Below are 13450 nucleotides of genomic sequence, written 5' to 3'. Positions count from 1 at the left end.
CCGGGCTGCGTGTGGGGTGCCGGTCGTCAGGCCCCTTCCCGGGTGCGATCCAGCAGCGGCACCCCGAGAAGACGCGTCAGCTCGTCGAACGTGACGTCGAACAGCTCCCGTACTGCCACGCCCCCGTCCTCGATGAGGAACACCGCGAGGTCGGTGTAGACGCGGCTGACGCACCCCACGCCGGTCAGCGGGTAGGTGCACTCCGGCACCAGCTTCGGAACCCCGTCCCGCGACAGCAGATCCATCATCACGAATGTCTCCTTGGCGCCGATGGCGAGGTCCATCGCGCCGCCGACGGCCGGAATGTCGTCGGGCCGGCCGGTGTGCCAGTTCGCGAGATCGCCGCGGGCCGACACCTGGTAGGCGCCGAGCACGCAGACGTCCAGGTGGCCGCCGCGCATCATGGCGAAGGAGTCGGCATGGTGGAAGTACGAGGCGCCGGGCAGTTCGGTCACGGGTACCTTGCCGGCGTTGATGAGGTCGAGATCGACCGCGTCCCCCTGCGCCTCGGGCCCCATGCCCAGCATGCCGTTCTCCGTGTGCAGCACGATGCCGCTGCCCGGGGCGAGGTGATTGCTGATCCGGGTCGGCAGCCCGATGCCGAGGTTCACGAAGGCGCCGTGCGGGATGTCGCGGGCGACGCGGGCGGCGAGGTCGTCCTTGCCGAGCCCGCGCCGGCTCACCCCGGTCACTGACCCGCTCCGACCGGCTCGGGTGCCGGCTCTGGCGCCGGGACGCGGACGATGCGGTCGACGTAGATGCCGGGCGTGACGATGACCTCGGGGTCGAGCGCGCCGACCGGCACCAGGTCCTCGACCTGCACCACCGTCGTCGTCGCGGCCGCCGCCATGATCGGACCGAAGTTGCGGGCGGTCTTGCGGTAGACCAGGTTGCCGAGCCCGTCGGCCCGGTGCGCCTTTACCAGCGCGTAGTCCGCCCCCAGCGGGTACTCCAGCACGTAGTGCCTTCCGTCGATCTCGCGGACCTCCTTGCCTTCGGCCAGGGAGGTCCCGTAGCCGGTGGGGGTGTAGAAGGCTCCGATGCCGGCACCGGCGGCGCGGATCCGCTCGGCGAGGTTGCCCTGCGGTACGAGCTCCAGCTCGATCTCGCCGGCCCGGTACTTCTGGTCGAAGTGCCAGGAGTCCCGCTGGCGGGGGTAGGAGCACACGATCTTGCGTACGCGACCCGCGCTGATCAGCGCGGCCAGGCCCACGTCCCCGTTGCCGGCGTTGTTGTTCACGACGGTGAGGTCCGTGGCGCCCGACGCGAGGAGCGCCTCGATGAGCTCGACGGGCTGACCGGCGGTGCCGAATCCGCCGATCATCACCGTGGCGCCGTCGGCGATCCCCGCGACCGCCGCGGTCGGGTCGTCCAGGATGCTGGCCATGACTCAGGCGTCCAGGTTCTCGAGGACCATGGCGAGTGCCTGCCCGACCCCGATGCAGATCGCGGCGACCCCCCACCGCTCGCCGGAGGCCCGCAGCGAGTGAGCGAGCGTGCCGAGCACCCGGGTGCCGGAGGCGCCCAACGGATGACCGATGGCGATGGCGCCGCCGTGTGCGTTGACGATGTCCGGGTCGACGCCCCAGGCGTTGATGCACGCGACGGTCTGAGCGGCGAACGCCTCGTTCAGCTCGACCGCACCCACGTCACCCCAGCCGATGCCGGCGCGCTTGAGGGCCAGGTTGGCGGCCTCCACCGGCGCGAACCCGAAGTACCGCGGGTCGTTCGCGGCCGCACCGCGCCCGGCGACGCGCGCCAGCGGCGGACGACCGACGATCTGCTCGGCGGACGGGCTGCCCAGCAGCACCGCGGACGCGCCGTCGTTGAGGGGCGAGGAGTTCCCGGCGGTCACCGTGCCGTCCTGCTCGCGGAACACCGGTTTGAGGGCGGCGAGCTTCGCCAGGCTGGTGTCGGACCGGATGGACTCGTCGCGGGCGAGCTCCACCCCGGGCACGCCGACGACGAGGTCGTCGTAGAACCCGGCCTCCCAGGCCCGGGCAGCCGCCTGGTGCGAACGCAGCGCGAAGGCGTCCTGCGCGTCGCGGCCGACCCGCTCACGGATCGCGAGCAGCTCGGTGGCCTCGCCCAGCGAGACCGTCCACTCCGGATTCATCCGCGGGTTCACCAGGCGCCAGCCGAGGGTGGTGGACACCAGCGTCGCGTCCCCGGCCGGGTACGCCTTCGCCGGCTTGGGCAGCACCCAGGGCGCCCGGCTCATCGACTCCACACCGCCGACCAGCACCACGTCCGCCTCACCCAGGGCGATCTGCCTCGACGCGACGATGGCGGCGTCCAGGCTGGAGCCGCACAGTCGGTTCACCGTCGAGGCCGGCACCGACGTGGGCAGGCCGGCCAGCAGGCCGGCCATCCGGGCGACGTTGCGGTTGTCCTCCCCGGCACCGTTGGCGTTGCCCAGCACGATCTCGTCGACGCGGTCCGGTTCGAGCGCGGGCGCGCGCTCGAACAGCGTCCGCAGCACGTGCGCCGCCAGGTCGTCCGGCCGCACACCGGCCAACGCACCGCCGTACCTGCCGAACGGGGTCCGCACGGCGTCGTACAGATAGACGTCGGTGGGCATGGTCAGGCCCCCTCTCCTGCCGCGGTCGCGGGCGCCAGGACGATGTCGAACCGCACGCGTGACCACGCGCGGTCTGCCAGGTCGCGGCCGTCGGGGGTGGGGGAACCGGCCGGCTGGGGCGCGAAGTCCTTCACCAACGAGTCCCGTACCCCGAAGACGCTGTCGCGGTCCAGCAGCTCGTCGCCGCGGACGAAGATGTGCGTCACCAGGGTCCTGAGGCCCTCCGCCTGGATCATGAAGTGCAGGTGGGAGGCCCGCATCGGGGACCGTCCGGTGGCGGCCAGCAGCCGGCCGACCGGGCCGTCGTGCGGGATCGGGTACGGCGTCGGAGTGACGGCCCAGAAGCGGTAGCCGCCGTCCGCGTCGCTGTACAGGTGGCCACGGGCGGCGACCCGGTCGTCGCCGTACTGGACGTCGTAGAAGCCGTCCTCGTCGGCCTCCCAGACCTCGATCCGCGCATGCGGGACCGGCTTGCCGTCCGTGTCGGTGACCGTGCCCTCGACCCAGCACGGCTGGCCGGACGCCCCGGCCGCGATGTCACCGCCGAGCTCGATCTTCGGCGAGCCGTCGACGAAGAACGGGCCGAACACCGTCGCCTCGGTGGCGTCGCCGTACGCCTCGTTGTTCACGGTGATGGTCTGCATCGAGGCGCCCAGCACGTCGGAGAGCAGGATGAACTCCTGACGCCGATCGTCGGTGATGTGCCCGGTGGCCGTGAGGAACTCGATGGCGCTCTGCCACTCGCGCTCGGTCAGCCGCACCTCCCGCACGAAGGCGTGCAGGTGTCGGGTGAGTGCCTGCATCAGCTCCCTGACCCGCTGATCGGGCGCGTCGTCGAACGACGCGACCACCCGTTCGACGAGCTGTGACTCGCGGTTCTGCTGCTCCGGGGTCATTACGGCTCCCCTCCGTTCCATGCTCGGCGTAGTAGATCTTCGAGGTTGTCGCGGGTGACCGGCGTCGGATTGTTCGGCGGCACGGCCGCCAGAACGACGTCGACGGCAGCCGGGATGTCGGTCTCGCGCAGCCCGTAGTCCCGCAGGGCGCGAGGTGCGGCCACCTGCACCCGCAGGCGCAGCAACCCCTCCAGGGCGGACTTCGCACCGAAGGCCGCCGCCATCCGCTGCTCGTTGTCGGGGACCGACGGCGCGTTGAACGCGAGGACGTACGGCAGCACCACGGCGTGGGTCTGCGCGTGCGGGAGGTTGTACATCCCGCCGAGCACGTGGCAGATCTTGTGGTGCAGCCCGGAGCCGGCCGAGGCGAACGCCACGGCGGCCAGGTAGGCCCCGTACAGCGTCTGCTCGCGCCCCTCGATGCCCCGCGGATCGCGCACGACCTCGGGGAGTCCCTGGCGCAGGGCGCGGATGCCCTCCAGCGCGAGCGCCTGGTCGATCGGGTCGACCCGCGGCGCCCACATCGAGTCGACGCAGTGCGCCAGCGCGTTCAGCCCGGAGGCCACGCTCAGCGGCACCGGCAGGGAGAGCATCAGGCTGGCGTCGTAGACGATGGACCGTGGCAGTACGCGGGCGTCGACCCCGGTGGTCTTGCGGCCACCCTCGGTCAGCCCCCAGACGTGGGTGGCCTCCGAGCCCGCGTACGTGGTCGGGACGGCGACGATGGGCAGGCCGGTGGTCAGCGCCACCGCCTTGGCCAGGCCGGTGGTGGAGCCGCCGCCGATGCTGACGATGGCGTCGACGCCGTGCGCCTCGGCGGCCGTGCGGGCCCGCGCGGCGACGTCGGTGGGCACATGCATCGCCACCTCGGTGTGGCGCACCGCGCCCGGCAGGGCGGCCACCAACGGGTCGGCCAGCGCGCTGTCGGCCTCCGCGGCGATCACCATCGGGCGGGCCGCGCCGAGCCGGGCCACCTCGTCGGCCACGTGACGCGCCGCCGCGTACGGCGCGAAGACCACCCGCTGCGGCAGGGTCTCGTGCGTGAAGCCGCCGCTCACGCCACACCGCCCCGGCCGAGGATCGCCGACATCGCCTCGCGCAGTGCCCGCTCCGGATCGGCGGGCAGCCGCATCGACCGCCAGGCGATGTGCTTGTCCGGGCGTACCAGGAGCACGCCGTCCTCCTCGATCTCCCGCACCCGCGCCCAGTCGTAGTACAGGTCGGTCACCGCACGCCCGGGGCCGATCACCACGGCCTCCAGCGGTACGCCGAACTCCTGGCCGACCTTCTCGGCGGCGGCCACCCACGGCTCCCCCGCGATGCCGGTGAACACCGTGAACCGGGTCATCGGCGCCAGGTCGAGCGTGGAGACCTTGCGCCGGGCATCGCCCACCCAGGCGTGCGGCAGCCGCGACCCCGGGACCGTGGACGCCTCGTAGTACAGCTCCGGGTCCCGGCTCGGTTCCGACCGGCGGGTGCCGTCGGAGACCACCGCCTCGGACTCGTAGAACTGCCCCAGCTCGACACCGTGCGCGTTGAACTCGTAGTGCTTGAGCTCCATCGCCGACACCAGTGCGGCCCGCTTGGCCGCCCCCTCGGGGGTGTTGGACTTGCGCTCCTCGATGCGCGCGGCCATCTCCGCCTCGTCCGCGGCGTCGAGCAGGCCCAGCGCCTCGAAGAACTGGACGAACTCGCGGCTGGACCTGTTGGCGCGCTGCACGATCTGCCGGGCCACCGGCGCGCGTTCGACCGAGTAGGTCTCCAGCAGCGAAGGCGCGGCCTGCTCGCGGAGGACGGCCGCCAGCTTCCAGGCGAGGTTGTAGGAGTCCTGGATCGAGGTGTTCGACCCGAGACCGTTGCTCGGCGGGTGGCGGTGGACCGCGTCCCCGACACAGAACACCCGACCTGCCTGCAGATGGGTCGCGTACATCTCGTTGTTGCCCCACAGCGACGTGCCGGTGATCTCCACCTCGATGTCGGGCAGCCCCAGCAGGTTGCGCACGATCTGGATGGCGGCGGCCTCGTCGACTACCGGTGGGGGTTGGCTGATGTCGTAGCCCCAGACGACGAGCCACTCGTTCCAGGGCCGCACCATCCGCACCAGCCCGGCCCCGATCCCGCCGACGTTCGAACCCGGCTGGATCACCCAGTAGAGCACCGACGGCCGGTGTCCGACGTACGCCGAGATGTCGGCCTTGAAGGTGATGTTCATCGAGCCGGCGATGTCCATCGCGCCTTCCATCGGAAGGGCGAGGTCGGCGGCGACCTTTGAGCGGGCGCCGTCGGCACCGATGAGGTACCTGGCCCGGATCGTGTACTCCTCGCCGGTGAGGCGGTCGCGAACCTCGACGCTGACACCGTCGGCGTCCTGCCGATGCCCCAGGTACTCCGTGGAGAACCGGGCCTGGGTCCCCCGCATTGCGGCGTTGCGCACCAGGATCGGCTCCAGGTGGGTCTGGGGAATGTCGACCGGCAGGCACGGTGACGCGAGCCGGTAGTCACCCCGCCGGACGGGATGCGTGCCCCAGGTGAGGATCCGTCCGATCTCCTCGCCCGCGATCGAGGTGCAGAAGACGGTGTCGCCCATCAGCTCGTGCGGAGTGGCGTCGGCGAGCACCTGGTCCTCGATGCCCAGGTCCCGGAAGATCTCCATCGCGCGCTGGTTGGTGATGTGCGCCCGCGGTGTGTTGGCCGTCCACCGGTACTTCGTGATCATGATGTTCGGGATTCCCAACGTGGACAGGAACAGCGCTGCTCCTGCCCCCGCGGGACCCGAGCCGATGACCACGACGTCGGTCGTCACCGTCGATCCCTGGGGTAGCGGCGTTGCGGCCATCCCGTCGCTGAACTCTGCCATCGGATCCCCCACTCCACTGCCCGGCGTGTGGCCCTGGCCACTCGCCCGACCAGTGTGCGGCGGTGCTCCGCCGCCGCAGCAAGGGCTGAGGCCCGAACACGGCGGAAAGACGAAGCTGTGGCGGAATCCGAGAACTAGTTGAGCCGGCCCGCCCGGGCCTGCCGACGCAGATCCGTGGCGCGCAGCCCGAACCGCGCCCGGAACGCCTGCGAGAAGTGGGTCGCCGACCCGAAGCCGCAGCGCGCCGCGACCTCGCCGACCGGCAACTGCGGCGAGGACGCGAGCAGCGCACGTGCGCGGTCCAGCCGCCGCGCCAGCACGAACTGCGGCAGCGTCGTGCCCGAGGCGGCGAACGCCCGGGACAGGTGGCGTTCACTGATGCCGACCCCGGCCGCGACCCGGGCAGCGGTCAGGCCGCTGTCGGTCAGGTGATCCTCGATGAACGCACGCGCGTTGGCCAGATGCACCGTGCCGAGGTCGACGCGGCGGCTGCCTGCCATGCTCGCGAGCAGGTCGAGCGCGATTCTCTCGTCGAGAGGCTCGCCTCCCCCGGGACGCAGGGCACGGTCGACCAGCCTCGCGAACGTCCGTGCCGGCACGTCTCCCCCGTTGAAGTCACGCACCAAGGGGGAGCTGAGCGAGGCCAGGCCGGTCAGCTCCCGGAAGATCGGACGTGGCACCTTGATCGCGAGTTCCTCCAGGCCACGGGAGAAACCGCGCATGAACGGACGATCGGCATCGCAGATGAGGACCTGGCCTGGCCGCAGGGTGAGCACCCCGTCGTCGTGGTAGAAGAACGCCTCCCCGACGAGGGTCAGGTAGACCGCGACCGCGTCCGCCGGATGCTTGCGGATCACCTCGGCCGGACGTTCGACGACGTGCGCGTTGCCGCGGACGCGGGCCAGGTGCATCTGGTCGAGCTGGAGGTTGAGCTCGGCCCCGTCGAACGGCGCCTCACCGAGCGTGTGACAGCGCAGACCGATCAGCGCGCAGGCGTTGTGGTGCTCCCACAACGCGATCCTCTGGGCCTCCGGAAGCCCGGTGGTGCTGAAGCTCACCGGCTGCGGGGCGGTCGCCGAACCCGTCGTCACGCTCACCCCCACCTGTGTCCGCCCAACGGTACTACGGCCACCGGAGCGGGACGAGTGACACATAAGCCCATGACGAAACGCCTTTCGCCATTCGGCGCCGCGAGCTGGCGCAATGCCCTGGTGAGGGCCGGGCGCAGTGGGGAAAGCGGCCGGATGGCCGACGACGCGCTGACCCTCCTCCTCGCAGGCGACGTGATGACCGGCCGGGGGGTGGACCGCATCCTGCCTCGGCCGGGCCCGTCCGACCTTCGCGAAGGCGCGGTCCGCGACGCGGAGACCTACGTCGGGCTGGCCGAGTCGGCCAGCGGGCCGATTCCCCGGCCGGTGCCACCACGGTGGCCCTGGGGCGTCGCCCTGTCACTGCTGGACCAGCTGCGGCCGGACGCCCGGATCGTGAACCTGGAGGCCGCGGTGACCGGCCGGGGCGAGCACGCGCCGGCCAAGGCCGTGCACTACCGGATGCACCCGGACAACGTGTCCTGCCTGGCCGCCGCCCGGCTCGACGTGTGCGCGCTGGCCAACAACCACGTGCTGGACTTCGGCCCGGTCGGGCTCGCCGACACCCTCGACGCGCTGGCCGGGGCGGGGATCGCCGCCGCCGGCGCCGGCCGGGACGCCGCGGCGGCGTGGGAGCCGGCCCGGGTGGACCTCGGCCGGGGTCGCCGCCTGCTGGTCTTCTCGGTGGCCGCCCCGTCGAGCGGGGTGCCCCCGCACTGGGCGGCCACCCCCGACGGGCCCGGGGTGGCGTACCTGCCGGAGACCTCCGCCGCCACGGCCGAGCAGGTGGCGGGGCGGATCGCCGCCGAGGCCGAGCGCGCCGACCGGGTGCTGGTCTCCGTGCACTGGGGCACCAACTGGGGGTACGAGGTTCCGGCCGAGCACGTCGAGTTCGCGCGCTGCCTGATCGACGCCGGCGTGGACGTGGTGCACGGGCACTCGTCGCACCATCCCCGGCCGGTCGAGGTCTACCGGGATCGGCTGATCCTCTACGGCTGCGGGGATCTGGTCGACGACTACGAGGGCATCAGCGGGCAGGAGGCGTACCGGCCCGAACTGCGGCTGCTCTGGCTGCCCGCCCTCGACCCGGACACCGGCCTGCTACGCGGACTGCGGGCGGCTCCGCTGCGGATCCGCCGGATGCGCCTGGAGATCGCGAGCCCCGACGAGGCGCGCTGGCTCGCCGATCTGCTCAGCCGCCTGGGCACCCCCTTCGAGGTCGCCGCCGACGGGTTGCTCACCCAATCCCCACAACCGAATGGGGTCCCGGGCCACTCCTAGTGTTGATGGGAGGCCGGGTTGCGGAGTGAACGGGAGTACGTCGAGTACGTGCAGGCACGCATGCCGTGGCTGCGACGGCTGGCGTACCGGCTGTGCGGGCAGTGGTCGACGGCGGACGACCTCGTGCAGGAGTGCCTCGTCGCGCTGTACCGGCACTGGCGGAAGGCGTCGGCAGCGGACTCGCTCGACGCCTACGTCCGGGCGATGCTGGTCCACGCCTACCTGGCCGAGCGCGAGCGGTCCTGGACCCGCCGGGTCCGGCCCGTGGCCGACGTGATCGGGCCTTCGACGGCACCGCTGGCCGGCGCCGACCACCGCGTCGACCTGCTGGCTGCCCTCACGAAGCTGTCCGGCGGGCAGCGCGCGGTGCTCGTCCTGCGGTACTGGGAGGACCTCGACGTCGCTCAGACCGCCGCGGCGCTGGGCTGCTCGGCGGGGACCGTCAAGAGCCAGACCTCGTACGCCATCGCGGCACTGCGCCGCCTACTGCCGAACTACGTGCCGGGAGGGTCGGACACGCCATGAGAGACCTGTTCGCCACCCTGCCGGACGATCCGCCGCCGTTGCCGCCCGGCTACCTGGACGCCGTGCTCGTCCGGGGCCGCCGCTCGGTTCGGCGCCAGCGGATCGGCGCCGCCGCGGTGTGCGCCGTCGTCGTGCTCCTCCTGGCCGTCCTCGTCGCGCCCGGCGTCCAGCTTCCCGTCCAGCCGGCAGCCCCGTCGGCGAAGCCCGGCCTGCCCGACCGGTTCGCCGGGTACTCGATCCTCACCAGCACCGTCGCGCAGGCCCCAGCCGGCCGCGCGATCGCTCTCTACGTCTACGGCAACGGCGAGTCGTTCAACATGTTCCAGCCGCTGGTCGTCGGAGCCGACGGGGACACGTACCGGCGCGTCGACGCCATGGATGAGCGGAACCGCCCGTCGGCGCTGCTCGCCCCGGACGGCACCCGCGTGCTGCTCGGCGACGACCGCGGCGCGACCGGCGACCTGATTCTCGTCGACCTGACCACGGGCGAGCGCCGATCGATCCCGCTCGGCGACCGGGTCGGCGTGCGGCTGCTGGCCTGGTCGCCCGACGGCCGCCACGTCGCGTACAGCGCCGCGCCCCTCACCCGCTCCGGCGAGTTCGGCAGCATCAACTTCGTCGACCCCGAGGTGGCCCGCGTCGGCACGCTGCGGCTGCTCGACCTGTCGACCGGACGCAGCACCGAGGTGCCGGCGATCAGACCGCCGTGGACGGCGGCGTTCGCGCCGGACAGTCGCCGCCTCGCCGTGCAGGTCGGCCAGCAGGCCCGTCTCATCGACCTCGAGGGCCGCGAGTACGGCAACGTCCCCGTCGCGGCGGGACGCGAGCTCGCCGCCGACGTCGGCTGGTCACCGGACGGCCGGTTCCTCGCCACCGTCCCCTGGCTCTCGGACGGTCCTTTCAACGGCACCACCGGCGGCGACACCGGCCACGGCAACTTCCTGTGGAAGGTCCGCGACGTCGAATTCGTACCCCTCGCGGGCGCCGGCACGCCACCGGCGCCGGTCCCGGACGTCGTGCAACTGCTCGGCTGGCGTACGCCGGGCAGCGTGGTCGTCGCGACCATCGACACCGCAGGTCACGCATCGCTCGTCGAGGTGCAGCTCGGCGCCGGAACCCGGCGGACCCTGTCCCACTTCGACACCGGTCGTACCTGCGAGCTGGGCCTTCAGGGCTGCGAGCTGGCGGACCTGCACCTCGCCGCCGGTCTGCTGCCCGACCTGACCGTCCGGGACGCCGGTCGCCCGCGGCGCGGCCCCCGGCAGCTGGTCGCCCACGCCGTCATCGGCGTGGTCGTCCTCGGCGCCGCGTTCCTGCTGTGGCGCCGGGCACGTCCGTCGAAGCAGCGCCGACGACCGGGTGTGGAATAGCCGCTCGTGGACCGGCGCCGCCTCGGTGTCAGGCGGCCGGCTTCGCCTCGGCGGGCAAGTTGACGCTCGGCTGCTCGGCAGAGGCAGCGGCTCGGCGGACCGCGAGCGTCTCCCGGATCCGCCGCCGGGCCGCCCGGCATCGCTGCTCGTCAGCGTAGCCGCGGCGATTTCCCCCATAGATCATGTCCGACTCCTGAAGACACGGGGCGCGGCAGGCATCCCGATACCCGGAACGGCAGCCAAGCCGTGGGCCCGACTCTGCCCGAGCCACGCGCACAACGACCCCTTGTTAAGTTGCTTGACAAAGCAAACATACCGGTGACCGGCTCGCTGACCAACCACTCCCCTATGATCACGGCCACAGAGCGTGGTCATCCGATGACCCAGAACCAGTCAGCCGGGGCTATCGCTGGGAAAGTACGGCCCTTCCGGGGTGACCCACAGGTGCCGGCTTCACCGGGCCGTCGGCCTTGGGCGCACGGGTCGGGACGAGCGCCGTGAGGAGCAGGCCGATGACCGCCGCCGCGACCGCGACGATGAACGCGGTCCGGAACGCCGCCTCCGAGGGCAGCGTCGCCGCGCCGACAGTGATCGTCACCTGTGCCAGGATCACGACCAGGACCGCGCTCGCGGCGGCGCTTCCGACGGAGCGCATCAGCATGTTGACTCCGTTGGCCGAGGCCGTCTCGGTCACCGGGACCGCATCGGTGATCAGCTTTGCCGTCGCCGCGGTTGAGATGCCGGCACCGGCGCCGATGACGGCCGAGGCGATGACGAAGTCACCGACGCTGTCCATCCGTAGGGTGACGTAGATGTAGCCGACGGCGATGACGATCGCCCCCAGCATCATGGCCATCCGGGCCCCCAACCGGGTGATCAGGCGGACCGCGACGGGAGTCAGCAGCAGGGCCACCACTCCGTTCGGGGCGACGGCGAGCCCTGACCACACCAGGCTCTGACCGAACCCGTAGCCGGTGGCGGTCGGGGCCTGCAGGATCTGCGGAAAGACGAAAAGCATGCCGTAGATCGCGAATCCGATCGCGACGGTGGCGAGGTTGGTCATCAGCACCGGTCGCCGTGCGGAGAGCCGCATGTCGACAAGGGGTGACCTGGCACGCAGCTGGTGCCAGCCCCAGGCGAGCAGGGTGACGACGGCCACCGCACCGAGGCCGAGGGTACGGCTGCTGCCCCACCCCCACTGCCCCCCTTGAACGGTCGACAGCAGGAGGCCGATCAACCCCAGGGTCAGCCCGGTGGCACCGACCACGTCGAAGCGCCCCACGGCCCGCTGTGGCGACTCCGGCACCACAAGCGCGACCAGGAGAGCGCAGAGCAGGCCCAGCCCGGCCGATCCCCAGAACAGCACATGCCAGTTGAAGTGCTCGGCGATGAGACCGGCCAGCGGGATGCCCGCTGCGGCACCAACGCCGAGCGTCCCGGTCAGGAGCGCGATCGCCCCGCCGACCCGGTGGATCGGCAGGGCCTCCCGGAAGATGCCCAGGGCGAGCGGGATCGTCGCGATCGCGAAGCCCTGCAACCCCCGACCGATCACCATCAGCCACAGCGAACTGGTCAGGGCGGAGAGGACCGCCGCGGCCAGCGTCAGCAGAAGGAGGTCGAGTCCCTCCGGCGACTACCCCGCCCGCCGCGGTACTGAGCGGCCGGTTTCTAGGACGCCTGGCGGACGGGCATGTCGGCCAGCCAGACGTCGGCCAGGTCGCTGAGCGGGACGTCGAGGGCCTGACTCAGGCACACCACGGTGCCGAACGCCGGTGCGGGAAGGCGGCCCGCCTCGATCTTGCGCAGCGTCTCGGGGGAGATGCCGGCCGCCAGCGCCACCTCGACGAGGCTGCGGCCGGCCCGCGCGGCCCGGAGGGCGGCTCCGACGCGCTGGCCTGCGGCGATCTGCTCGGCCGTGAGTGGTTGGCGAACCATGCCAGCAGGATATCCCTCGGAGCACCCCGGACCCGGCGTGGTATAAAAATACCGCATACGGAGAGGGAGGCTGTCGTGATCGAGCTCAAGTCCGCCGAGGAGATCGGGCGGATGGCGGTGACCGGCAAGTTCGTCGGCGAACTGCTCGCCGAGCTGAGCGGTGTCGCCGCAGTCGGCGTCAACCTGATGGACCTCGAACACCACGCCCGCCGCCGGATCGCCGAACGCGGCGCCGAATCCTGCTACTGGGACTACGCCCCCTCGTTCGGCCGCGGCCCGTTCCGCAACGTGCTGTGCCTGTCGGTGAACGACGCGGTGCTGCACGGCCTGCCGCACGACTACGTTCTGCGGGACGGTGACCTGCTCAGCATCGACATGGCGGCCAGCATCGACGGCTGGGCCGCCGACTCCGCGCTATCCGTCATCGTCGGCACCCCCGACCCGGCCGACCTCAAGCTGGTCGAGGCCACCGAGGTCGCACTGGAGGCCGCGATCAACGCTGCCCAGCCCGGCGGCCGCATCGGTGACGTCTCCGCCGCGATCGGCGAGGTCGCCCACTCCTACGGCTACGGCGTCAACGCCGAGTTCGGCGGCCACGGCATCGGCCGCACCATGCACGAGGCCCCGCACGTCCCCAACAAGGGCCGCACCGGCCGCGGCATGAAACTCCACCCCGGTCTGACCATCGCCATCGAGCCCTGGTTCTGCCGCTCCACCGACAAGATCCGGTTCGACAAAGACGGCTGGACGATCCGCTCCGCCGACGGCTCCCGCACCGCCCACTCCGAACACACGGTCGCCATCACGGACTCCGGCCCCCAGGTCCTGACCCGCCGCCCCGCGCAGGGCGCCACCTCGGCCGACCCGACCGAGAAGTCCGCCACGACTTCCTGACGACGATCCGGCGTCCTCCGCGG

The 13450-nt window shown here is 71.9% G+C and carries 13 protein-coding genes; 4 read left to right on the top strand and 9 right to left on the bottom strand.

Going from position 1 to position 13450, the window contains the following annotated elements; all coding sequences use genetic code 11:
- Positions 1-26: 26 nt before the first annotated feature.
- The 7 genes from ACFOW4_RS29395 to ACFOW4_RS29365 form a co-directional block, all read right to left on the bottom strand.
- Complete coding sequence (locus tag ACFOW4_RS29395) at positions 27-683, bottom strand: 3-oxoacid CoA-transferase subunit B (RefSeq protein WP_377533591.1); 657 nt, start codon at positions 681-683, stop codon at positions 27-29.
- Between the two features lie 5 nt (positions 684-688).
- Entirely contained in the window at positions 689-1387 is a 699-nt protein-coding gene (locus tag ACFOW4_RS29390; RefSeq protein WP_377533537.1) for a 3-oxoacid CoA-transferase subunit A, read from the bottom strand.
- A 3-nt stretch (positions 1388-1390) separates the two neighbouring features.
- Positions 1391-2581 (bottom strand): thiolase family protein, encoded by a 1191-nt coding sequence (locus tag ACFOW4_RS29385; RefSeq protein ID WP_377533536.1) that lies wholly within the window; start codon positions 2579-2581, stop codon positions 1391-1393.
- 2 nt (positions 2582-2583) lie between these two features.
- Positions 2584-3477 (bottom strand): dioxygenase, encoded by an 894-nt coding sequence (locus ACFOW4_RS29380; protein WP_377533535.1) that lies wholly within the window; start codon positions 3475-3477, stop codon positions 2584-2586.
- Positions 3477-4535 (bottom strand): maleylacetate reductase, encoded by a 1059-nt coding sequence (locus tag ACFOW4_RS29375; protein WP_377533533.1) that lies wholly within the window; start codon positions 4533-4535, stop codon positions 3477-3479. The genes ACFOW4_RS29380 and ACFOW4_RS29375 overlap by 1 nt, the downstream gene beginning before the upstream one ends.
- On the bottom strand, positions 4532-6280 hold the full coding sequence (locus ACFOW4_RS29370) for an FAD-dependent oxidoreductase (RefSeq protein WP_377533532.1): 1749 nt from the start codon (positions 6278-6280) through the stop codon (positions 4532-4534). Before ACFOW4_RS29370 ends, ACFOW4_RS29375 begins: the two co-directional genes overlap by 4 nt.
- A gap of 188 nt (positions 6281-6468) precedes the next feature.
- On the bottom strand, positions 6469-7425 hold the full coding sequence (locus tag ACFOW4_RS29365; protein ID WP_377533531.1) for a helix-turn-helix domain-containing protein: 957 nt from the start codon (positions 7423-7425) through the stop codon (positions 6469-6471).
- A 153-nt stretch (positions 7426-7578) separates the two neighbouring features.
- Here ACFOW4_RS29365 and ACFOW4_RS29360 point away from each other — a divergent pair, with 153 nt between their 5' ends.
- From ACFOW4_RS29360 to ACFOW4_RS29350, 3 genes are read left to right on the top strand one after another with little or no spacing between them, the layout of a single operon-like run.
- Positions 7579-8703 carry a CapA family protein gene (locus ACFOW4_RS29360; RefSeq protein WP_377533530.1) on the top strand — a complete coding sequence of 375 codons (1125 nt, stop codon included), beginning with the start codon at positions 7579-7581 and terminating at the stop codon, positions 8701-8703.
- Between the two features lie 18 nt (positions 8704-8721).
- Positions 8722-9228 (top strand): SigE family RNA polymerase sigma factor, encoded by a 507-nt coding sequence (locus tag ACFOW4_RS29355; protein WP_377533529.1) that lies wholly within the window; start codon positions 8722-8724, stop codon positions 9226-9228.
- Positions 9225-10598, top strand: a complete 1374-nt coding sequence (locus ACFOW4_RS29350; RefSeq protein WP_377533528.1) for a hypothetical protein — start codon at positions 9225-9227, stop codon at positions 10596-10598. The genes ACFOW4_RS29355 and ACFOW4_RS29350 overlap by 4 nt, the downstream gene beginning before the upstream one ends.
- 403 nt (positions 10599-11001) lie before the next feature.
- Here the strand turns inward: ACFOW4_RS29350 and ACFOW4_RS29345 are convergent, their stop codons facing one another.
- Positions 11002-12198: an MFS transporter gene (locus tag ACFOW4_RS29345; RefSeq protein WP_377533590.1), complete on the bottom strand. Its 1197-nt coding sequence runs from the start codon at positions 12196-12198 to the stop codon at positions 11002-11004.
- A 68-nt stretch (positions 12199-12266) separates the two neighbouring features.
- Entirely contained in the window at positions 12267-12533 is a 267-nt protein-coding gene (locus tag ACFOW4_RS29340) for a helix-turn-helix domain-containing protein (RefSeq protein WP_377533527.1), read from the bottom strand.
- 75 nt (positions 12534-12608) lie between these two features.
- Here ACFOW4_RS29340 and map point away from each other — a divergent pair, with 75 nt between their 5' ends.
- Positions 12609-13427 (top strand): type I methionyl aminopeptidase, encoded by an 819-nt coding sequence (gene map, locus ACFOW4_RS29335; RefSeq protein ID WP_377533526.1) that lies wholly within the window; start codon positions 12609-12611, stop codon positions 13425-13427.
- Positions 13428-13450 lie beyond the last annotated feature (23 nt).

The sequence above is a fragment of the Micromonospora sp. GCM10011542 genome (assembly GCF_042650685.1).
Lineage (GTDB): Bacteria > Actinomycetota > Actinomycetes > Mycobacteriales > Micromonosporaceae > Micromonospora.
The sequence above is the reverse complement of the archived record's forward strand: the minus strand, read 5'-3'. Positions and strand labels throughout refer to the sequence as shown.